Origin of the sequence: Pseudomonas sp. PSE1(2024) (assembly GCF_050990555.1) — a bacterium.
In the GTDB taxonomy this organism is placed as follows: domain Bacteria; phylum Pseudomonadota; class Gammaproteobacteria; order Pseudomonadales; family Pseudomonadaceae; genus Aquipseudomonas; species Aquipseudomonas aphyarum.
In genome coordinates this window covers 2,010,516-2,032,919 of record NZ_CP158967.1, presented here as the reverse complement: position 1 = coordinate 2,032,919, position 22,404 = coordinate 2,010,516, and the positions used below count along the sequence as shown (strand labels likewise).

16 protein-coding genes and 2 pseudogenes are annotated in these 22,404 nt (G+C 56.0%); 7 read left to right on the top strand and 11 right to left on the bottom strand.

Going from position 1 to position 22,404, the window contains the following annotated elements; genetic code table 11:
• Nucleotides 1-219: 219 nt before the first annotated feature.
• Both ABTV87_RS09240 and ABTV87_RS09235 read right to left on the bottom strand, forming a co-directional pair.
• Entirely contained in the window at nt 220-546 is a 327-nt protein-coding gene (locus tag ABTV87_RS09240) for a hypothetical protein (protein WP_433899293.1), read from the bottom strand.
• Nucleotides 547-1,540: 994 nt separating this feature from the next.
• The gene (locus tag ABTV87_RS09235) at nt 1,541-2,206 is read right to left on the bottom strand and encodes a DCL family protein (protein WP_433899292.1); all 666 of its coding nucleotides are present in this window, start codon (nt 2,204-2,206) and stop codon (nt 1,541-1,543) included.
• Between the two features lie 464 nt (nt 2,207-2,670).
• Between ABTV87_RS09235 and ABTV87_RS09230 the strand changes: the two genes are divergently transcribed.
• Both ABTV87_RS09230 and ABTV87_RS09225 read left to right on the top strand, forming a co-directional pair.
• A complete protein-coding gene (locus tag ABTV87_RS09230; RefSeq protein WP_433899291.1) occupies nt 2,671-3,309 on the top strand; it encodes a hypothetical protein in 639 nt (212 codons plus the stop codon).
• Nucleotides 3,306-4,508 carry an XRE family transcriptional regulator gene (locus ABTV87_RS09225; RefSeq protein WP_433899290.1) on the top strand — a complete coding sequence of 401 codons (1,203 nt, stop codon included), beginning with the start codon at nt 3,306-3,308 and terminating at the stop codon, nt 4,506-4,508. Before ABTV87_RS09230 ends, ABTV87_RS09225 begins: the two co-directional genes overlap by 4 nt.
• A 424-nt stretch (nt 4,509-4,932) precedes the next feature.
• Here ABTV87_RS09225 and ABTV87_RS09220 read toward each other — a convergent pair whose 3' ends face one another.
• Nucleotides 4,933-6,132, bottom strand: coding sequence for a hypothetical protein (locus ABTV87_RS09220; RefSeq protein WP_433899289.1), 1,200 nt, complete (start codon nt 6,130-6,132; stop codon nt 4,933-4,935).
• A 199-nt stretch (nt 6,133-6,331) separates the two neighbouring features.
• Nucleotides 6,332-7,302 (bottom strand): annotated as a pseudogene (locus ABTV87_RS09215) (IS3 family transposase); the annotation flags it as partial.
• Between the two features lie 91 nt (nt 7,303-7,393).
• Here ABTV87_RS09215 and ABTV87_RS09210 point away from each other — a divergent pair.
• Nucleotides 7,394-7,678 (top strand): annotated as a pseudogene (locus tag ABTV87_RS09210) (pyridoxal-phosphate dependent enzyme); the annotation flags it as partial.
• A 134-nt stretch (nt 7,679-7,812) separates the two neighbouring features.
• On the opposite strand, the gene ABTV87_RS09205 reads toward ABTV87_RS09210, so the two are convergent.
• The 3 genes from ABTV87_RS09205 to ABTV87_RS09195 all read right to left on the bottom strand — a co-directional run bounded on the left by ABTV87_RS09205 (nt 7,813) and on the right by ABTV87_RS09195 (nt 10,080).
• On the bottom strand, nt 7,813-8,400 hold the full coding sequence (locus ABTV87_RS09205) for a hypothetical protein (protein WP_433899288.1): 588 nt from the start codon (nt 8,398-8,400) through the stop codon (nt 7,813-7,815).
• A gap of 45 nt (nt 8,401-8,445) precedes the next feature.
• Complete coding sequence (locus ABTV87_RS09200; protein ID WP_433899287.1) at nt 8,446-9,696, bottom strand: HNH endonuclease; 1,251 nt, start codon at nt 9,694-9,696, stop codon at nt 8,446-8,448.
• Nucleotides 9,697-9,789: 93 nt separating this feature from the next.
• Nucleotides 9,790-10,080, bottom strand: coding sequence for an FCD domain-containing protein (locus tag ABTV87_RS09195; RefSeq protein ID WP_433899286.1), 291 nt, complete (start codon nt 10,078-10,080; stop codon nt 9,790-9,792).
• A gap of 441 nt (nt 10,081-10,521) precedes the next feature.
• On the opposite strand from ABTV87_RS09195, the gene ABTV87_RS09190 reads away from it, so the two are divergent.
• A complete protein-coding gene (locus ABTV87_RS09190) occupies nt 10,522-11,259 on the top strand; it encodes a hypothetical protein (protein ID WP_433899285.1) in 738 nt (245 codons plus the stop codon).
• 288 nt (nt 11,260-11,547) lie between these two features.
• Here the strand turns inward: ABTV87_RS09190 and ABTV87_RS09185 are convergent, their stop codons facing one another.
• Nucleotides 11,548-12,456, bottom strand: coding sequence for a restriction endonuclease (locus tag ABTV87_RS09185; RefSeq protein ID WP_409487824.1), 909 nt, complete (start codon nt 12,454-12,456; stop codon nt 11,548-11,550).
• A gap of 498 nt (nt 12,457-12,954) precedes the next feature.
• Between ABTV87_RS09185 and ABTV87_RS09180 the strand changes: the two genes are divergently transcribed.
• Together ABTV87_RS09180 and dacB are read left to right on the top strand one after the other, a co-directional pair.
• On the top strand, nt 12,955-13,296 hold the full coding sequence (locus tag ABTV87_RS09180; RefSeq protein ID WP_409487823.1) for a YggL family protein: 342 nt from the start codon (nt 12,955-12,957) through the stop codon (nt 13,294-13,296).
• Nucleotides 13,297-13,845: 549 nt separating this feature from the next.
• Nucleotides 13,846-15,306, top strand: coding sequence for a D-alanyl-D-alanine carboxypeptidase/D-alanyl-D-alanine endopeptidase (gene dacB, locus ABTV87_RS09175; protein WP_039770010.1), 1,461 nt, complete (start codon nt 13,846-13,848; stop codon nt 15,304-15,306).
• 201 nt (nt 15,307-15,507) lie between these two features.
• Here the strand turns inward: dacB and ABTV87_RS09170 are convergent, their stop codons facing one another.
• Nucleotides 15,508-17,892: a sensor domain-containing diguanylate cyclase gene (locus ABTV87_RS09170; RefSeq protein ID WP_433899284.1), complete on the bottom strand. Its 2,385-nt coding sequence runs from the start codon at nt 17,890-17,892 to the stop codon at nt 15,508-15,510.
• 146 nt (nt 17,893-18,038) lie between these two features.
• A complete protein-coding gene (rlmKL, locus tag ABTV87_RS09165) occupies nt 18,039-20,309 on the bottom strand; it encodes a bifunctional 23S rRNA (guanine(2069)-N(7))-methyltransferase RlmK/23S rRNA (guanine(2445)-N(2))-methyltransferase RlmL (protein ID WP_433899283.1) in 2,271 nt (756 codons plus the stop codon).
• A 530-nt stretch (nt 20,310-20,839) separates the two neighbouring features.
• On the opposite strand from rlmKL, the gene rmf reads away from it, so the two are divergent.
• On the top strand, nt 20,840-21,055 hold the full coding sequence (gene rmf, locus ABTV87_RS09160) for a ribosome modulation factor (RefSeq protein WP_003223300.1): 216 nt from the start codon (nt 20,840-20,842) through the stop codon (nt 21,053-21,055).
• A gap of 138 nt (nt 21,056-21,193) precedes the next feature.
• Here rmf and ABTV87_RS09155 read toward each other — a convergent pair whose 3' ends face one another.
• Nucleotides 21,194-22,213: a quinone-dependent dihydroorotate dehydrogenase gene (locus ABTV87_RS09155; RefSeq protein ID WP_007952033.1), complete on the bottom strand. Its 1,020-nt coding sequence runs from the start codon at nt 22,211-22,213 to the stop codon at nt 21,194-21,196.
• Nucleotides 22,214-22,404 lie beyond the last annotated feature (191 nt).

Genomic DNA, 22,404 nt, shown 5'->3' with positions numbered 1-22,404 from the left:
CACAAACTACTGTGTCAGGCATTCGTTCACGCTGGGAAGCCATGATTTGCTCTCAAATGATCAATACGTGTGCCAGTCAGTCGCCTAACGAGCACTTGTTCAAGATTGGCAATGGGTACGCCGTGCAATTCTCTGCGGTCATTCTATATGGGAACAGGCCGTTACTCGCTCGCGCCAAGCAACAGTGTTCCTCTCCTGGGCCCTGCATAAAGGCAAAGCTCAGACCTGGACGGGCATGACTGATACGACGTGGAAATACCGAAACTTTGTCTTCTTGGCCACCGCTTTGGCTTCAGCCTCAGCCATCAGCGTACTGAGGGTGTTGGCGTCGTGAATGAGTAATTCCTCCGGCCCCTCGTAGACCTTTGCCGCGCGCATCGTCACACGCAACCGAGACGACAGCGATCTCGATGAGGCCCTTGGCGCTGGCGACAATGCTGGCTTGGTATGGGGCGGGGATGCATCGGACTCGAATTCACTACGAGGTTGGTCAGCACCGCCAAACAATGCTTGGCGCATGTCTTCTTCGCTGAGAGGTTCAGTCATTTGTGGGCTCGCATGGTGATGCTGTTGCAGATTTTCGGAAGGGGTCTATGACGCTGGAAAGTAACCTGTAGACCTTAATGCCTGGCAACTCGAACAGAGTAACGCCTTGCGGCTTGAGTAGCCCTCCACCACCCATTTTACACCGCTGGCTGACTGCCCTGACGACTGATCTTGGAAGGTTCAAAGGCCAAGATCAGTGCCAAGCAAATCATCCCGGATTGCCGGAGTCGCGTAGCCGTCATCAATGAGGCACCGCTGAAGGTAACGAACGAGATGCCACCTCAACCGGTACCGAACCTCTATGAAATTACCAGGTGCTCGGGTCGACTCTGGAGCCCCTTCGGAGAGCAGAGAACTAAGTACCTCAAAGGCCGGATAGCCCACCGTGCCTGGAAATACCCGCGTCAGGTCATCAAGGCCTGGACTGCGCTTGAACGCTGCCAATGCCTGGCCTAACAGGCTTCGCAAGTTTACGCCGTAGGCTTGCGATGCAGCCAACCATACTCGCACCTCCAGTTCAGACCCTAGGTTCACAGGCCACCACGCAGCTGGCCAGCAGAAGAAACACAATATATGGGCATATTAATGATAAAAATCTAGACAAAGCACTACATATTGATTTTTTAAAAAAATAACGATGTTGTTTGTAATCAAAGCATAAGCAGCAGCCTTACGGCTGCAAAGCAAGGCGATTGCTCCCGTCCCCCCAGCCCGGCAACTTATGCCCAAACTCACCTACAGTCCTCAAACCGTGTGACCTGGAAGCCGTAAATATCAGATGTAAAAGCCGGTGGGATCCTGCGGTTACGGAGGTGCCTGGGCCACTGCCGCTTTTTTCTTGTTCTCAAATATAGAACTCCGTCTCGCTTTAAAATTTTCAAGGGGGTGGGGTGCGCAAGTCGTCGCATATTTGACTGTTTTGTCGCCTATCTGAACGTTTGTCCGAAGCTGTCCGCAAATTTCGACCATAAATGACCCCATCGCCCCCACTGACCTAGACTTTCGGTGCGTCCATCAGATCGATCTGCAACCTGCCACCCTTCCATACATTGGCCGCCCTGGACGTGGGCTGAAGTTGCGCATAACGGAAATGGAAAGCTTCGAATGCAGCACTGATCTCGCGATCTACCAACGCGAGCGTCATCCCGTTGCCCGTTACCTGAAGCGAGGGTAGATCGATCCGCTGCTCGACGCAGAAAACTTCGAGTAGGCGCCAAAAGGCCACCTTGTGATCGATGTGCAGATCATTTGGGTGGGGGATCTCGACACCCGTTATTGCGCACTTCAAGGGCCAAACGAGGCCTGCACGGAATGCGTCCATTTGTGGCCTGACCACAAACCTGAGGGCCTCGCAGACTTTTCCATGATGGGACTGGGTGACGCCTGTGATACACCGCTTGTAAGAGAAGCTGTCGGTGCTGCCATCCAAACGCACCAGATGCAGTCCCCTTCCAGCAAGCGGATTTCTCTCCAACCGAAAATGATCAACGCCTGCGCCGATCTTACGATCCGCGTCGGGGTGGAGTGCCAACAGCAGATGGAGCTTTTGAACGGCCACTGGTTGGGTGATCCGTCCTAAGTCAGCGGTTCGAATGAAGTGTTTCAATCGCTCCAAAAGTGCTTGCTTGGATGGATACTCGAACGGCCCTAACCAGTACATCCCTGCACTCCATGCAATGCTGACCAATGTCATTTGTGGGAAGCGTGCCACGAATAAATGAACGCTCAGCGATCTTGTACCACGCCTCCGTCCAGGCGACATCTGTCAGAAAGACTGCGCATCATCTGGTTGTTCAAACGGTGCCCATGCTCTCTGAGTTTCACCAGCGAGGCGAAGAAGGACACCACATCACAGCTCGAAAGCACCTGCGACCTCATAGAACGTCGCCCCTCTACATGCTCCCATGCCTCAGTTCCTCCCTGGTTGACCCAGCCGGCTGCCTAGGCCGTTTATTGAGCTCCCCGTCGATTGGTACTGGCTGCGTCCTGGTAAGCGAGCGCTCGCCCCATTCGGACTTAACGGCACTAGGTACCTGTCCGACCACACCAAAATCGAGAGATAGGCTATCCACACGAAATTTTTCGGGTATATAATCCCGACCATCGAAACCTGAGACTGGCTCAATGACCCCAAACCCAGATGCTATCGCTGCTTTGCTAATTGCTAACGTCCCACGTGACCTTGTGATGGGTGTAGAGGACGCTTTTGCCGCTGGTGCGCTAGAAGCGCATTCGATGACAAAGGGCGTCAGTAAGAAACAACGCAAGATTGCTTTGGGTTACATGCGACACATCCAGATGAATGAGCGGTTCAGTGACCTGCTTGAGGCAGCCGAGGCCGAACTGGTACCACTCCAGGGTAATCGCGTGATCGTGGGCAAGGCTGGCATTTTCAAGTTCACACGCTTGAACATGAGCACCACAAATTGGAATAACGCTAGCCGCAGCATCATTCGACGCGAGCTTTCAGAGGCGAATCAGGCGCTGAATGAACTGATCCAACCCTCTCTTTTTGAAGCCCAGTCGGTGAGTGGTGGGACATTCTTCTTCGTCGCGCGCTTTAGCGGCTCCCTGCATCACCATCCTGAAACGCCCCTGCAGATCTATATTGCGGTACCTACCCCCAAGATGGATGGCTGGATTTTTCGTGAACCATTGCAGCAGTTTCTGGATCGATACGACGCTGCGCCGAAACAAATCGACAACGCAACAGTGAAACTCAAGACGGGCCTCATCGAGCTCGGAGAACAGGAAGAACCATGACCCGGGGCATTACAGATTTTCAGCCAGGCCGTTTGATCCAAGCTCTGGCTGCTCGCGCCCTTTCGCAAGTACAACTCGCTGCGATGGTTGGCGTATCGCCTGCAACGATCAGTAAATGGAAATCGGGGCAACAAGCCCCTGAGGCCGAGGCCCTCGCCAACCTTTCGAGGGTGATCAATGTAAGCCCTGAGTGGTTCACACGCCCTCTTCCACAAAAAGGATCCTTGCCCCTGTTTCGAAGCAATGCCTCGGCACACGTTGCCGCCCGGGCAATGCTCGAAGCGCGGCTTGAGTGGACGCAGGACATCGTTTTAGCGATGAGTGAATTCGTCGATTTTCCGGACGTGAATCTGCCGATCAGGTCGTTCACCGACCCGCAGCAAATTGCCAATTCCGACATTGAAGAAGCGGCCAGTGAGTGTCGAGACCTCTGGAGCCTGGGGCGTCGAGCGATTCCTGATCTCGCACTCGCGGTGGAAGGTGCCGGGGTGATTCTGGTTCGGGAAGAAACCGGGATTGCCCCGATTGAGGGCCTGTCCGCATGGAGCCATGAACTCCAGCGGCCTCTAATCCTCCTTTCAGCTGACAAAGCCAATGGCTTTCGCAGTCGATTCGACCTCGCTCACGAGCTGGGCCACCTCATTCTTCATAAGGGCATTGACCGCTCCACTGACCCTGAGCGTTACAAGCTTATGGAGTCCCAGGCTCACCGATTCGCAGGAGCGTTTCTGCTGCCTGCCGAAACCTTTGCAGCAGATGTGAGGACGCCTGTCACCTTGGATAGTCTGCTGCTTCTCAAGCAGCGATGGGGCGTTTCGGTTGCGGCGATGATCATGCGGTTGGAAGCGCTAAAAATCATCGACGCCGATGAGAAGCTGGTTCTATTCAAGCGTCGCTCTGCGAGGTGGGGCGCTAAATCCGAACCAGGTGATGAAGCCCGCGCCCCTGAACAACCTCGCCTGCTCAAGCGCACCATTGAGCTGCTCTCGTCATCAGGCGTTATGCCCATTGAGTCCGTCACCGGGTATATCGGTTTGGCCGCCAATGACGTCGAAAAGCTGGCTGGATTGCCGGAGAATTACCTGTCTGGAAAAGCATCGGTGTTTCATCTGGCGAAGCTCAAAAGCATGGTAGCTTCGGACACCTCGATCAAGGCGGGCGATGGCGGTGTAGTGCTCCCGTTCAACCGGGGCAGATAGCGTGCTAGGTAAGCTCTTCACATGTTGATTTAGCCACCTTGCGTGGCCGCAGTGAAAGCGCGTCAGTGGGCCCGATTCACTCGTGCGTTACGAGGTGGGTAATGGGCCACAACCACTTCAGTGGAGCAGCGGGCAGCGGACTTCAACGCCCTGTTCGACCTTGCGCGGCAGTCGCCACATCTGTTCAGCGGCTACAACGAGTACCCGATCGACAGCGTGATCGACGCAATTGCTGCAGCTGAGACCAGTCCACGTAGAGGCGCAACGATCCTGGTTTCTTAAGGCTAACACTGCGCCAAGTTTTCGATGACTTGGCCTGGTCAGTCTGGGTAAGCGTGGCTCGTCAACCGAGCCACGCCCCTATCCCTCAAAATGCGGCTCGCAGCTGACCAAAGCTTCCTGCGCGCCTCCGCCCTCACTCCTGTCACACATGCTGATGCACATACCAGTATGCCGAATGCCCTTTTCGAATTCGTTCACTGTACCCCTCCAGAATCCGATTGACTTCAGCTTCTGGGAAATACATACGCACAACATGAGAACTACTAACGTCAAGGTATTCCGGTGCAACTTTTAATGGATTACCCATCACAGCCAAGGATTCATTAGCAGTAATAGCATTTTTAGCGACACGTAAAGTTTCGCGGGGATCCAGAGGGCCGTACCCCTCTGAGTCGAACAGTACAAGATCCTCAATGAGCTTCTCATAAAAATGAGTTGAGACCTGGTGACTTCCTTCAACAAGCTCACTATAAGCAAGTGAATGCATCAGGGTGTTAAAAACCCCATTAGTCCTAGTCATCGACAGATTATCGAGTGCCGGACTGTGCTGAACCCTCACAAAACCAGCCGCAGCACCAACGACCTGCGCATGCTCAAAGCCAGGCAAAATCTTTGCTCCCGCCTCCATCAGCTGAGGAGCGACGAGACACCAAGAAGCCGTTATTCCCGGGCCACGATCCTCAGTGAAAAGATTATCTACCTCAATCAATGTGGCCTTGCCTGCAGCCTGCCACTCGTTAAAGAGGGCCCTGTTCCTTTGAGTAAGTTTCTGCCCACCTTGGTCAATGATCAGTACGTAGTGACACTCATTCAAGCCACAGGAGCGCATACTGCTTTCGATTTCGACGACCGCACGCCCAGAAACAACAGTATCAACAAATACGAAGCGACGAGACGGTTTGATAATGCTCGCGTTTCGCCCAACACTTATGCCGAGCAGATGTTCCTGTACGAACTGATAATAATTTAGTTCCGGAGAATGCAGATCACCATCAATCCAGGCCCTGAGCACTTTTACCCAGTAATCCCTGATCTGATAACTAATACCCTGACCAGCTGCGGGATCATCTAGCGTGGAATCGGCAGTGAACGGTAGAGTGATCTGACTTCTATGAAATGGTGTTGAACTACCATGAAGCACTCTATTTTCATGCTCGCGGGTCTTAGACCACTTCTGGTGAATCGTGAATAAACGATCTGTGAATGGGAACGTTCCCCGGCTTGGCACGACTAGAGTCCCAAACCCCTTGAACTCTAACTCCACCAGAGTCTCATAGAGTCTTACGGCCCCCCAAGCAAACGAACAAACATCATCGTAGGTTATATGCTCACGCCAATCCATTAACAACTCCAAAATGTTCAACCATTATCAGCAGCGCTCAGCATCTGCCTCAATTATCAAACCCGGCCTCCCCTTGCATCGATGTAAAGACCCTATCTTCGAGAACGCCTAACAATCCGTTTCTCACAGAGTAACACCAAGCATCCTGCTGAAATTCAAGCGCCACTCAAACCCTTGCCCGGAGATAGCGAGCCCCCCCAATCGGTGCATTATCCCAACAGTTGCCTCGGCGGCTCATGCTCTGGCGCATGCGGTAGCGCCACAGTCTCTGGCGGAACTGACGGCTGCCATATTGCGATCCTTGGTCAGAGTGGAACAGGAGTCCTTGAGGCTTTCCACGTTGTTCGTAGGCGACGTCCAGCGCTTTGACCACCAGGTCTCCATCCGGCTTTTCTGACAAGGCCCAGCCAACCACTCTGCGTGCATAGAGATCCAGGACAACTGCCAGATAGTGCCATTTGCCCTGTGCCCAGACGTAAGTGACGCCTCCACACCAGACCTGATTTGGAGCTTCGACATCAAATGCTCGGTTCAAGGTATTCGGTATATCTGGCCGCTCCACTGTGGCCTTTTTGTACGCATGTGATCCTGGCTGCTTGCTGATCAACGCCAGCTCACGCATCAGGCTGCGTACCTTGAACCGCCCGATTTGCTCACCCTCTTGTTGCATCATTGCCATGATGGTACGGCTGCCGGGCGCACTTCGACCTCGCGTGAACAACTCATTCACTCGACTGCGCAACCGTAGTCGTTCAACGTCCGGAGTTCGCCTTCTGTGACGATGTGCGTAGTAACTTGAGCGAGTGACTTCGAACACTTCGCACAAACAATCAACGGGCTCATGGTCGCTGAGCTGGCGGATCAGCGCGTACGCTCGAGATCTTCCGACATCAAGAGCGCGGTAGCCTTTTTTAGTATCGATTTCTCGCGTTCAAGGCGCGTGATCCGGGCTTCCAACTCTTGGATTTTTTGCTGCTCTGGCGTCAACGCTTTGCTGGCCGGCGTAACGCCGCCGCGCTCCTGCTGAAGCTGATTAACCCATCGGCGCAGGGCCGACTCGACCAAGCCGAGCGAACGGGCCGCTTCGGCATGGCTGTAGCCTTGATCGAGCACTAGGCAGGCAGCTTCGCGCTTGAACTCAGGGGTAAAAGTACGGCGTTGCTTGGTCATCGGACACCTCTCTGTGGCGAGCATTCTCGCCTAAATGCGTGTCCGGGGTTAGTAGACCACTACACTCCATCCAAACGGACAGCACAGCGTACCCGACACCATCGCCGACGGCGCGCAGACACAAGCGCTCGGAAAGCTCACCTTTCCCATCATCAGGGATCTGGTCAGTGACATGCGTACGGTCACCGATGACGAATTGCTCCAGGCAATGCGCTTTCTCGCTGAACGCATGAATCTGGTAGTTGAACCTACCGGCTGTCTAGCCGTGGCAGCGGCATTCAGAATGTGTGAAGAATTGGCAGGCAAGCGCGTTGGCGTAATTATTTCGGGAGGGAATGTCGACCTCAAGCATTTCGCCCGCCTACTTGTGTCCTGACGAACGCAGATCAATCACCGTGGGGTGCTAGAACACCCCACGCTGTAATTCCACATCCAACTACTACTTTGGGAATGGTTAATCTTGAACACCATGAAACCACTGCACCAGTCAACTTATTATAAGTTAAGCCCCTATGGTTGCGCTTGAACCTTTGGGATGAAGCTTTTAATAAACCAACCACCTGCGATGGTTACTACCGACCCAGCAACACCGAGAATTAGAAAAACGAGACTCCATAAGCGATCAATTTCAGCTTTAACTGCCGCTGCATTCTCATCGACACGCTTGGTTAACGTTTCAAAGTCCTTACGAAGCAATGGAACAGATAACAGTTGCTCTGGAGATTTAGAAATTCCCGCCTCAAGTACCCCTAACCGCTTTTCTAAACTCATCAACCCTGACTGAACCATGCTGACCCTGGCCGATATTTTTTCATTATTTCCACCAGAGTCAAGTCCTTGAAGGCTTTCCTGAATTGATTCAACCTCTTTCTTAAGGCTCAAAAAATCCACATCGGTTGCAAACATTACAGGCCGACCTGAAACGCTCGATGTCGACTGGCTTGAATCTTTAGCAGAACCCTCATCAAAGTAACGATTGAAGCTTGCCAGCGAAATAGTAAACGAGCAGACTGTGACTGCAACAGCCGCATACAAAACAGTCCGCGAGTAAGTTTTTCGCCTCTCCCCAACGCCCGGCTTAACTTCCTGTGCTCCCATGAAGCCACCACTCCAAATAGGTTATCCTTAAGAAACATGAACCACTTAAAGCTTCTTGATGATCCTGGTGACAACCTCATGCCCAACAACACGATACATCTTACCAGTACTAATTGCCTTGATATAATAATATTGCAAAGGATTAAATATGCTCTTTTGAAAAAAACCAGAATCCGTTTGCACGACATCACACGCCGAAGAAACAACCAAGTCTTTTAGATAACAAACATGGATTCCGCTTGCATTATAAATAGGTGTGCATTGATTACTCTTACCTTCGTAAGAGAAATCTGGAGACCTTGTATCTTCAATCGGCCCCGACCTACCAAGTTCATCATGCAAGGCAAAAAGAAACTGACACTCCAAAGGGCCCATACACTGAGCCATTAGTTCAAAGCTTGTGAATTTTTTGAACGTCCTGTCTTCAAGGGAGTTAACACCTATATGGAATAGGCCTTGTCCTAAGTGTTTGTTTTTCGATAGCGTCACGCCAACCGCAAATAGATCATGCAGCTTCACCACCCCAACAAGACCAAGGTCACCACCATCGGAGAGGGCCAGATAATGGCTCTTGCTGGAGAAATCCAAAAAAGCCTTGTACGGCAACATGACTTCGTCCTGCAAGCCATTGCCAATATTTACATATTTTTCTACTTCGTCATATTTCGCGCCCTTCAAGATCTTAGATATCTCGACGGCGCCTGGATCTTCAAAGTACGAAGGAATTGTATCAACCGCAAATTCGTATGCAATTTTCAAAAGGCCTATTTTGAAACTATTAACGTCGACAGGCCAGCTCATACTGTAGCGACTGGTATCAATCTCAACCGTTCTCTCACCTCGAACCACAGATTCTCGCGGGATATCGTTTCGCGCAAGGATCTTGTCTGCAATATTATCCAGATTTTTTAAGTCTTTTTCATCCACGGCAATTTGAATAGCCGTAATCTGCCCGTCTTTCTCCAGAATCCTTACCTCTGGCGGGAAGTACAGTTTCAAATTCCCATCAGACTGCAAATCCAACCTACCCTTCTTATTAGGATCGTCGTCCTGCGTAAAAGTCCCTGAAAATGGATTGGGTATTTTGCCGGTTTTCCCAGCGATGCTTTGCGCAAATCGATAAAGCTCGCTGAGTTTGTGGTTAACCAAGGGAGAGTCGACTTTATCACCAAGATTAGAGTTACAAACACCACATACCGTGTAGATGTGATAATAACCGCCTAGTGAGTCAGGAATCACGTGCTCATCCGTAAAACGATCCTTGTCTTCTCTACAAATGATGCATTTTCTTTTCATGTTTATGCTCCCTGCGTTGCGCTGAACGACAGCACCTTTGATTTTTTATTCGGATTTAGCCGACTGCAAACCCTAAAAATAAAATAGGTTTAACTAGAATGCATTTTTCTGGCTATCGCGAAGCTGATAATGAGCAACATAGGTATCCCGCGACGGCTTTAGATGGTCACCACAAAGCTGGGCCAAGCGATCGACATCGCCAGTCTGCAGCGCCTCAATGATCAACCAGTGCTCACAGCGAGCACGCTCCAATTGCTCACTGATCACTAACGAAGAAGAGCGAATTGAATGAGCACGCTGGGCATGATCCTGGATCGCAGCGACAAGGACTTTGTTATCTGAAAGCCCAAACAAAATCTCATGGAATAGCAGGGTTGAAATCAAGGATGCTGCCCTCGATCAGGCTCACATCTCGGCCAACCTGAAGCCCAAGGTCTTCCACGCAGCGAAAAATCCTACCGCGAAGTGCCATCCGAAGATTTTGCGGAATATCCCCCAGAAGCGCCAAGGAATAGAGGGATGAGTGATCGTCCATTAAGCCTACCCGAACCATGCTGATTACTTTGGTGGCAATAGGCTATCAAATCCGTTTGCTCTTGGCTCGCCAATATTTTTATCAATATTGCCATCAACAGATATAGAGGTTCACCCTAGGGCTGTTTTTTGCGCTCCAGGTAGACTCACAGGCGTTGGTCGAGGATGGACGTCCGCTTGGTACTGACAGGGCACCCGAGGCTCCACAGGTGCTTCGTCGGGTGCCACAATCTGCCACGAAGACAAGACCTTGGAACCCGCAGCCACAAGCTGATATTGAGGAGGTTAAAAATGCAGGACTCGGAAGAATTCATGTCAAAAGATGCTTTTACAGACATGATGCTGGGCCAGGTTCATCCGGTGATCCTCAGCAGCGAACACCTCGGCGACTACTACTCCCATGGCGGGGTTGGCACTGCTTTCGTGCTGGAGTATGAGGGTGAACTCTTCGTCATAACCGCCATGCACGTTCTCAATAACCAACTCGCCACACATGACGATTTGCGGATTCTGCTGCGTAACGCCCCGATCTCTATCCTGTTTGACCTACGCGCGGTTTTTCCGGAAGAGGCTGACCCCGATCTTGACTCAGACTTGGTCATCCTCCGTGTGGTGAAAGAACAACATGCTGATTTGTTCGTAGCGGGGCTCACCAGCCTGGACGCCGCCTGCTGTATTGACGATGAGGATTTCTGTCGCGCGGATTTCTTCCACGTCTTCGGCTATCCGGACGAGGGCCGAGAATACGACTACGAAGAAAAAGTCCTGGGGGCGCGCTTGCACTGGCTCAGGGGAGAACTCTCCGAGCCAAAAATCCGGGGCCTCTCAACTATAGAAATCGTCGGCGATCGCCCAGGCGACTTCAATGGCATGAGCGGCTCAGTGGTAATCGCCGATATCGACGACGTGTGGAAATTCGCTGGCATGGTCACGCTTGCAAACGAAAAACACGGACTTTTGCATTTCATCCCCGCAGAGAAGATTGCTCATCACTTGAACGAAATGATGCTGATGGAGGTGCCCTCATGAGTATCATAAGCAGGCCGTAACCTCGCTTCTGGGGCCTGAGTGTTGGCGGGGTCAGTTTTGCCTGCGATGCCGTTAGCAATCTAGTTAAAGGGAGCTAGGGGGAATGGAAAGCCACTGGCTGGAGATTCACGCGGCACTTTGTTGGTAATTCACTACCACCGTCCAGACGGCACCCTACCCCATGCAGGGAGCAGCACCGGAGAGAACCATTTTTTGGGTGATAGGTTTACGACTCGCATTGGGCACAGCCCATGCCGCGAGAGCCGTTTAGGCCAGTGAACTGGGGCTCTACAGCTTCGCCCTTCCGGACATGGCGTCAACGTAGATCAAGCCTCGTGTTTGAGCAGCCTTGATCTTGCAATCCAGCATCTGTGTGAACGTCAGCAATCCTTCCAATACGAGTATGAGATCGGCCCCGTCGATGAACACCGTCTTGATTGCTTTTCCGGCGATCAGCGAGCTCACAACCTGCTCACTGAAACCGTGGATTGAGATGAAGAGACCTCGGCCATACATTTTGCCTTCAACCTTGCCCGCAAACTGGTACACCGACTCGTTTGCAGCCGCCTTTTCTTGCCACTTCGCCTCGATAAGGTAGTGCTCTCCGTCGTACTTGATGGCGCCGTCAATCTGCTCACCCCTTTCTCGAAATGCCTCGGTCACTTCCAACGAAGAGACGCGAGCGAGCTCATGAAGAATTCGCTCCAAAGCATACCCCCGCTTACTTCCAGCTTGCTCGCCCTGAAGCAGCGAAATGAACTGCTTCTGGAGGTCTGGCAGGGTAGATTTGGCTGTTCGATTTTCTGACTCACGCCGCTCCCGCTCTTTTCTGAGTTCCTGGAGTTTATGGTCACGAATTTCCTGCAATTGCTTGAGGTGGGTGATCGCATTCTGGGCATGTGTACGATCCAACTTTTGCAGCCGATCAAAGTAGTACTCGTCAAAATGCGTCCACGTGACAAGCGTTTGTAACATCGCCCTGAACTGTCCCAGGCCCTCATCTGGCTTCCGGCTCAAGTGACTAAACATCGCGTCAACGATCGCTGAGCGCGAGAGCGTCTTGTAATCACCCAAGGCGTTAATATCTGCCTTGGTACAGCTGTTGCTGCCAAAAAAACTGAGGATGTCGTCCTTTGGCCAAAGCACATTGAGAATGCACTGCCGCATGGCCAGCTTGATGTCGGATGGAAAACTCATTGAACAGTCCAAGCGCGTCAAAGGGAAGCTCAGTGTAAGGTCAGACGCTGCTTGCCACTACCACCTTTCCATCTACGGCTCACGCCTCGCTAGAAACCTCTGCAAGGAGATCCTCGGCCTAACCAAAATGAACTGGAACAACACCCAGCTCGATGGGCGCCTTTCCATCCCCCTTGAGTGCCCCAACAAGGTCGGGGAAGTACATCGACAGCTCAGAAAAGCCACAGGTCAGCTACAGCGTCTACATGTAGAGGTTGCATCCGGCGTTCCTGGGACGTCGGAGAGGTCTGCGGGGCGTTTCCTTATGAGGAGTTGATCATCGCGGCAAGAAGGTGACCAGAATTGACTAGCCTATGGAGGTAATTGCCCTCCGAGCCATAGGTTCTCTACGCCGGTGTGCCTGGAAGCCGCCTTGAAACCTCGGCTGATCGGACAAAGCAGGCATTTGAACGGGTTAGCTGGTAGACTGCGCGCCGTAATTACTTAGAGGATTTTTTGATGGCCACTAACCGCTCCCGTCGTCTTCGCAAAAAGCTTTGTGTGGACGAGTTTCAGGAATTGGGCTTTGAGCTGAACCTGGAATTTAAGGAAGACCTGGATGATGAGGCAGTCGATGCATTCCTCGATGACTTCCTGACCGAAGCCATGGACGCCAATGGCCTGGACTATGTCGGCGGCGAAGATTTCGGCCTGGTTTGCAAAGCAGAACGTGGCTCGGTTACCGAAGAGCAACGCGCAGCTGTCGAAGCATGGCTCAAAGGCCGTAGCGAAGTGACCAAGGTTGAAGTCAGCCCTCTGCTCGACGCCTGGTACCCAGAGAAGCCGGTCAACGCAAAGTGATCGCGCCTAGCTGCAGTGACTAACTGCTGGCTTGTGAAAAGACCACCTTTCGAGGTGGTTTTTTTATGGGCGATCACAAATCTCAAGGCCATCTCGTGGCGTCAAGCCAGGGGGGTCAGCGAGGAATGAGAGAGGCGCGAGGGAGAGGTTGCTGGTGACTGCCGTCAGGGGATACGGCATGAGAGGAGAAGGAATTCGGACGCAGATGAGAGAGGATTTTTGACAACCAAACCACTATTTTTTGCTAATTAGCAAAACTTGAAATTCATCGACGCACAGTTTTTTGCGCAGACGCTGGGAACGGTTAGTCGCCATTGGAACAATCCTCTTAAGTAATAACGGCCGGCACTTTACCAGTTTAAGCCGGCGATTGCCCGACTCTCTGGGACGTGCGTGCGACCGCCTGTAAAAAAATAACGAATTGGCGCCCTTGCGAAAGGCACAAGCTGTTACACCTTGGGGCATAATGCCGACACTTTCATGACCACTGAGGGCCTTTTCATCCATGTCCTCGTCTTTTTTCCCCTCGGCTGTAGGGTTTTATTTCATATGATCAAATCGTTGCGTCCTCTGCTCCTGGCCGGTCTTCTTCTGCCGCTGGCCTTGCCCGTCTCCGCTGCCACCATCAACACCGCCCTGACCCCCAACGTCGAAAAAGCCCTCAAGGCCAGCAAGCTGCAGCCCACTGCCCTGTCGCTGGTGATGGTGCCGCTGGACGGCCCGGGCACGCCGACCGTGTACAACGCCGACGTTTCGGTCAACCCGGCCTCGACCATGAAGCTGGTCACCACTTACGCGGCGCTGGAAATGCTCGGCCCCAACCATCAGTGGAAAACCGAGTTCTACACCGACGGCGACCTGAACGGCGGGATCCTCAACGGCAACCTCTACCTCAAGGGTGGCGGCGATCCGAAGCTGAACATGGAAAAACTCTGGCTGCTGATGCGCGACCTGCGCGCCAATGGCGTGACCCAGGTCACCGGTGATCTGGTACTGGATCGCAGCTTCTTCGTGCAGCCACAGCTGCCGGAATTCAACGATGACGGCAACGACGAAAACAAGCCGTTCCTGGTCAAGCCGGATTCGCTGCTGGTCAACCTCAAGGCCCTGCGTTTCGTGGCCCGCAACGACAATGGCCGGGTGTTGATCTCGGTCGAACCGCCGATTGCCAGCATCAACATCGAAAACACCGTCAAGGCGCTCAACTCCAAACAGTGCACCGGCGGCGTGCGCTACAACCCGGTGCCGCAGGCCGATGGCAGCGTGACCGTGACCGTGGCCGGCCAGTTGGGCGAAGGCTGCAGCTCGCAGACTTACCTGTCGCTGCTCGACCACGCGACCTACACCGCCGGCGCCGTGCGGGCGATCTGGAAAGAACTGGGCGGCAGCATCCAGGGCAAGGATCGTCTGGCCCCGACCCCGAGCAGCGCCAAAGTGCTGGCCCGCGCGTTCTCGCCGGATCTGGCGGAAATCATCCGCGACATCAACAAATACAGTAACAACACCATGGCTCAGCAGCTGTTCCTGAGCCTGGGCCAGAAATTCCGCAACGACGCCGACGGCGATGACGCCAAGGCCGCGCAACGCGTGGTCCGTCAGTGGCTGGCGAAGAAAGGCATCACCGCGCCGCACCTGGTGATGGAGAACGGCTCCGGTCTGTCGCGTTCGGAGCGGGTCAGCGCCCGTGAAATGGCCAACATGCTGCAAGCGGCCTGGCACAGCCCTTACGCCGCCGAGTACATCAGCTCGCTGCCGATTGCCGGCACCGACGGCACCATGCGCAAACGCCTGAAGACCACCGCGATGCGCGGCGAAGCCCACGTCAAGACCGGCACCCTGAACACCGTGCGGGCAATCGCCGGCTTCAGCCGCGACGTCAACGGCAACACCTGGGCGGTGGTGGCGATCCTCAACGACAAGGCCCCGTTCGGCGCGTCGTCGGTGCTGGATCAGGTGCTGCTGGATCTTTATAAACAGCCACGGACGCCGCAGACTGCTTCGGTCCTGTAATCCCCGTAAATGATTGTTCCCACGCTCTGCGTGGGAACAATCATCACAGCCGAAACTGCCGCCCCCCCCCCCAAAAAAAAACCTGATTGTTCCCACGCTCCGCGTGGGAATACAGCCCGTGACGCTCTGCGTCACTGGACGCGGAGCGTCCCCGGAGGCATTCCCACGCAGAGCGTGGGAATGATCAGGTGGCAGACCGGATCAGTTCATCTGCCGCTCGACCCGATCCCGTCCGCCCTGTTTCGCCGCATAAACCCCCGAATCCGCCCGCAGCAACAGCGCGTCCGCGCCCTCCCCGGGTCGCCAGCTGGCAATCCCGAAACTGGCCGTCACCACCCCCACCACATCGATTGGCGCACTGCGCAGGCTTTGCCATAACTCTTCGGCCAGCATGTGCGCGTGATCGCCGTCGATGTCCGGGCACAGCACCATGAACTCTTCGCCGCCCAACCGGCAGAACACGTCGGTACGCCGCAGACGATGGCCGATGCGCTCGCAGACCGCCTGCAACACGCGGTCGCCCGCCGCGTGACCGTACTGATCGTTGATCCGCTTGAAGTGGTCGATGTCGAGCATGATCACCGACAACTCGCCACCGCCACGCTCGACCCGGGCCATTTCGGTGGTCAGGCGCTCCTGGAAATAGCGCCGGTTGTGAATGCCGGTCAGTGCGTCGGTCACCGACAGCGCGCGCAACTCTTCTTCAACCCGCTTCAGGTCGGAGATGTCGGAGATATAACCGTGCCACAGCACGCCGCCGCCCGGCAGTTCCTCCGGGGTCGCCTCGCCGCGAACCCAGCGCAGGCCGCGCTCGGGCAGCTGCACGCGGTATTCCTCGCGCCACGGGCTGAGGTTGTCTGCCGAGGCACGGATCGACTTGCGCACGCGGCTGACGTCCTGCGGGTGGATGCGGGTGAAGATGGCTTCGGCGTTGAGCAGCAGCACGTCCGGCTCCAGCTCGTAGATCTCGCGGATGCCGTCGCTGGCGTAGATCACACTGAAGCGCCCGTCGAACTCCATCTTGAATTGATAGATCCCGCCGGGAACGTGGGCGCTGAGTTTCTTCAACAGCACGTCCCGCGCGGCCAGCGCTTCGTGCACGCGTTTGCGCTCGGTGATGTCGATGCAGATCGCCAGATGTCCGACCCACAGCCCCTGCTCGTCCAGCACTGGCGTGGCCAGCATGTTCACTGGGATGTGGCTGCCGTCCTTGCGCACCAGCGTCCATTCCCGCGCCTCGTGCCCGCCGACTTCGCCGCCCTCCACCAACATCGCCTGACAGGTCGGAATGGTTTTGCCATAACGAGCGCTGAGCTCCGCCGCGCGAGCCACCAGTTCCCGGGGAAAGTGCAGGTTTTCCAGGGTCATGTGGCCGACCACTTCGCTGCTGAGATAACCGAGCATCTGCTCGGCGCCGGGGTTGAAGGTGTTGATCACGCCGCGCAAGTCGGTGGCGATGATTGCCACCTGGGTCGCCGCGTTGAGCACCCCGCGCAATTGGCCGTGGGTGCCGCGCAGTTCCTGTTCGCGCTCATGCAGTTCCTGAGTGCGCAACTCGACCATGCGCAACGCGCGGTGGCGCTGACTGACCAGCACATAAAGCAGCGCGCTCAACAGCAGACTGAGCAACCCGCCCAGCACGACCACGCTGCCCACCGCCGAATGGTTGGCCTGCATGAACGCTTCGCTGGGCAGAATATCCACCTGATAGTCGTGATCGGCCATGCGCACCAACCGGGTAGCGGACAGATCGCTCGGCGCCGGCTCATTGGTCGATTCGAACAGCACTTCATGCTGATCGTTGGTGGACAGATCAAGAATGCGCACCGAGAGATAGTCATGGAACGCATCGGGCAAACCGTCCGCCAGCAGTTGACGCATGCTGATCACAGCCATCACATAGCCATATGATCTGGACTCCCCTTTGCGCAGCACCGGTGCCACCAACAATACGCCGCGTGCGTAAGCCGGCTCGATACCGACCAGATGCATCGGCTGCGACACCGCCAGACCGCGTAGCTGGTCGGCGCGTTCAAGGGTCGAGCGGCGCAATGGCTGGGCCAGCAAGTCGTAACCCAGCGGCGCGCCAAGCCGGCTCTGGGTCTGGCTATACAAAACCACCACGTATTCATCGCGGGCCGAAGCCAGTTGCAGCTCGCCGCGCGCGTTGAGTTCGCGCACGCTGAAGGTGCTCAGGCCTTCATCCCGCGCCCGCTGTTCAAAGGCTGCACGCTCGGCGCCGCTCACCCGCAGGGCGAACGAATAGGCCTGGGTGCGCAGTAATAAAGGTTGGGTGTAGCCGTCGAATTCGGCGCGGGACACCGATTCGGAGTTGGCGAAGAACCGGCGCAGGCCATCGAGGCGTTGCTCCTGATCCTGAAAACGTTCTTCGATGCGGCTGTAGCGCTCGTTCGCCAGTAGCTGAAAGCGTTGGCGCAACTGGCTGTGAAACTGATTGAGGGTGCCCCAGGCGAGCAGCCCCGTGAGAATCCCGCCGGCGAGCAATACCAGCAGCGCGACCAGCCAGGCCGAGACTTCTTCGCTGATAAAACCCAATATCTTCGGGCGCACGGGGTGCAACGACATAAAAGCCACTCACTACGTCAGCATCTGCGGGAAAAACCCCATCGGCCGTGTGTGAGTTATAGCTATTAGCCACTAATTTGGCTAGCTCTGAACGGATCCAAGAGCCTTTAAAAATCAAGGCTCTGTGGATCCAATTTTGCAGAGTGTCAACGAGCCGTGATTTTCCAGGCGCGGTGGATCTTGCCGTTGCGGGCGAAATCCGGGTCTATGGTGCTGGCGGTGATTTCCTCGACCGCATAACGCTCGGCCAGGTTGTCTTCGAGCTGGAACTTGCGGAAGTTGTTGGAGAAGTACAACACCCCGCCCGGAGCCAGACGCGCCATCGCCAGGTCGATCAACTGCACCTGATCACGCTGCACGTCGAAGATGCCTTCCATGCGCTTGGAGTTGGAGAAGGTCGGCGGATCGATGAAGATCAGGTCGTATTCGTCGCGGGAATTCTCCAGCCACGCCATCACATCGCCCTGCTCCAGGCGGTTCTTGTCGGAGAAACCGTTGAGCGACAGGTTGCGACGCGCCCAGTCGAGGTAGGTTTTCGACAGGTCGACGCTGGTGGTGCTGCGCGCGCCGCCCTTGGCTGCGTGCACGCTGGCGGTCGCGGTGTAGCAGAACAGGTTGAGGAAGCGCTTGCCGGCGGCCTCTTTCTGGATCCGCATGCGCATCGGCCGGTGGTCGAGGAACAGCCCGGTGTCGAGGTAGTCGGTGAGGTTGACCAGCAACTTCACGCCGCCCTCGGTCACTTCATTGAACTTGCCCTGAGCCGCCTGACGCTCGTACTGCTTGGTGCCGCTCTGACGCTCGCGGCGCTTGACCACCACGCGGCTCTTGTCGATGTTCAGCGCCTGCGGGATGGCCGCCAACGCGTCGAACATGCGGATCGAGGCCTTTTCCGGGTCGATCGACTTCGGCGCGGCGTATTCCTGAACGTGCACCCAGTCGTGGTACAGGTCGATGGCCATGGCGTATTCCGGCATGTCCGCATCGTAGACGCGGTAGCAGTCGATGCCTTCGCGCTTGACCCACTTGCCCATGGCCTTGAGGTTCTTCTGCAGGCGGTTGGCAAACATCTGCCCGCCTTCGCTCAGGCGCGGTTGCTCGATCACTGGCGCCGGGGCCGGCGTCGGTTTGATCGGGTTGCCGTTCTTGTTGAACTCGCGCTCTTGCGGCTCGTTCGGCGTCTGATCGTAGGCGGCTTGCTCGCGCTCGGCCTGACGTTGTTCCGGGGTGCGGCGCTCGCCGGTGACGAACTGATCCGGCAGGACCTTGATCAACAGCAGCTTGCACGGCAGCGCGCCGTTCCAGAACGAATACTGTTTGTGGCTGCGAATCCCCATGCGCTTGCCCAGGTCCGGCGCGCCGGTGAACACCGCCGCTTCCCAGTTCAGGCAGGCCTGACGCAGACGCTCGCCGAGGTTCTGGTAGAGGTACAACAGGCTGGCTTCATCACCCAGACGCTCGCCGTACGGCGGGTTGCAGATGACCAGGCCTTTCTGATTCTGGTCCGGACGCGGTTCGAACGTCGCGACTTCACCCTGATAGATCTTGATCCATTCGCTCAAGCCGGCGCGTTCGACGTTGTTGCGGCCCGGCTGGATCAGCCGTGGGTCGGCTTCATAACCACGAATCCACAGCGGCGGTTTGGCCAGACCGGCAGCAGCACGCTCGACCGCTTCTTCATGCAGTTTTTTCCACAGCGCCGGTACGTGGCCCAGCCAGGCGGTGAAGCCCCACTGCTCGCGACGCAGGTTCGGCGCCATGTCGGCGGCGATCATGCCGGCTTCGACCAGGAACGTGCCGACACCGCACATCGGGTCAGCCAGCGCGCCACCTTCGGCGGCAATGCGCGGCCAGCCGGAACGGATCAGGATCGCGGCTGCCAGGTTTTCCTTCAGCGGCGCAGCGCCCTGCTGCAAGCGGTAACCGCGCTGGTGCAGGCTGTGGCCGGAGAGGTCGAGGGACAGAATCGCTTCGCCACGATCCAGACGCAGGTGAATGCGCAGGTCCGGGTTGAGCTTGTCGATGCTTGGGCGGTCGCCCTGCGGGGTACGCAGTTTGTCGACGATGGCGTCCTTGACCTTCAGGGCGCCGAAGTGGGTGTTGTCGATGCCCGAACCGTGGCCGCTGAATTCCACGGCCAAGGTGCCGTCGGCCAGCATGTGATCCTGCCAGTCGACGTCGAGTACGCCGTGGTACAGGTCTTCGGCGTTTTTCATCGGGAAACGCTTGAGCACCAGCAGCACCCGGTTGGCCAGACGCGACCAGAGGCACAGGCGATAAGCGGTTTCCATGGTCGCCATGCCACGCACGGCGGAGGTGTGTTCGCGGGCCTCTTCAAGGCCAAGCCCGACGGCTTCCTCGATGAGCAGGCCTTCAAGGCCTTTGGGGCAAGTGAGGAAGAGTTCGAAACGGTCGGACATGGTTTTTCCAGAGCCTTTGGCTAATGAACCGGCAACGCATTGCCGATCCGGTTTTCAATCAGGCGCTTTTCTACAAGAGCGCCCGCGTGGCACGAAGGTGTGCCGTTCCATCCCCGCTGCTCGGGTTAAAAGAGCTTAGATGCCGGGACAGATAAAAAAGTTGAAGCAACAAAATGACTCAAAGCAACCCTTCGTCGAATAGTACCCCAGCGCAAACGTGGGTCATTCTCACTAAAGGATTAACCTCATCATCCAGCGCGGGGCCGATCATACCGGGGTTTGGCCAATAAACATTGGATAAATACGCGGTTACTTATGGCCATAGCATCTTTTTCGTTACGTCCTTATGACAAAACGGTCATTCCATCGATGTGACTCATTGGTTAGAACTGGACACAGGTTGACGTCGCAACGGCGTCAACGCCTTGGCTCGCCACGCCGGCAGCGAGCCGCCAACGGCAGAGTTTTTCTGCCAGACCTCAATTGAGGTCGACGCGACAAAAACAGTCAACAAGTGAGGGAAACACCCTATGAGAAGACTTAAGCGTGATCCGTTGGAAAGAGCATTTTTGCGCGGATATCAATATGGCGTTGGTGGCAAATCCCGTGAGCTTTGCCCATTTACTCTACCGTCGGTACGTCAAGCTTGGATCAACGGCTGGCGAGAAGGACGCGGCGACAACTGGGACGGTATGACCGGCACTGCGGGAATCCACAGACTCAACGAACTTCACGCCGTCGGCTGACACAGGGCACTTATTCCGACACGACAATCTGATTTCGCAACACACTGATCACCATGCACGTCCTTCCCGGACGGCGGGCTACGGCCCAGGGGCTCCTTCGAGGAGCCCTTTTTTATGCCTGCCTTTTATGTCCGCCAATCAGCGCTTGGCGGCGATCGCGTCCACGGACTCGCGAATCAGCGCCGGGCCCTTATAGATGAAGCCGGAGTAGATCTGCACCAGGCTAGCGCCGGCAGCGATCTTCTCGGCCGCATGCTTGCCTTCGGTGATGCCGCCCGCCGCGATGATCGGCAGCTTGCCGCCCAGCTCGGACGCCAGCACTTTCACGGTGTGGGTGCTCTTCTCGCGCACCGGCGCGCCGGACAGACCGCCCGCCTCGTCACCGTGTTCCATGCCTTCGACGCCCACGCGGCTGAGGGTGGTGTTGGTGGCAATCACCGCGTCCATCCCGGTTTCGATCAGTGCTTGTGCGACCTGCGCGGTTTCTTCGTCGGTCATGTCCGGCGCGATCTTGATCGCCAGCGGTACATGTTTGCCGTGGCGCAGGGCCAGTTCGGCGCGGCGCGTGGCCAGGTCCGCCAGCAATTGCTTGAGCGAATCGCCGAATTGCAGGCTGCGCAGGCCCGGGGTGTTCGGCGAGCTGACGTTGACCGTGACGTAACTGGCGTGGGCGTAGACCTTGTCCAGGCAGATCAGGTAGTCATCCACTGCGCGTTCGACCGGGGTGTCGAAGTTCTTGCCGATGTTGATCCCCAGCACGCCCTTGTATTTGGCCGCCGCCACCCGCGCCAGCAGATTATCCACACCGAGGTTGTTGAAACCCATGCGGTTGATGATCGCCTCGGCTTCCGGCAGGCGGAAAATCCGTGGTTTCGGGTTGCCCGGCTGCGGACGCGGGGTCACGGTGCCGATTTCGACAAAACCAAAACCCAGCTGCGCAAAGCCGTCGATGGCCGCGCCGTTCTTGTCCAGACCGGCCGCCAGACCCACAGGGTTCGGGAACTCCAGGCCCATGACATTCACCGGCAGCGACGCCGGAGCCTTGCACAGCAAGCCGTTGAGGCCCAAACGCCCGCCCGCGCCGATCAGATCCAGCGACAGATCGTGGGAGGTTTCCGGGGAAAGTTTGAACAACAGCTGACGGGCCAGGGTGTACATGGGCGGCTATGACTCGGGCGGCGAAAAGAGGCGGCGATTATAGCCGGGCATCGCCCCGCCGCGCGAGGCGCACGGGTAAATCCGTGCGCATGGCATATGCCTTGCACCTTCCTCGACATCAGCCCGCAGGCCAATGGTGGCGTGCAGGCAAGGACAATGGCGTCGTCTCTCGGTTTTGCGCGGGCAAAGCC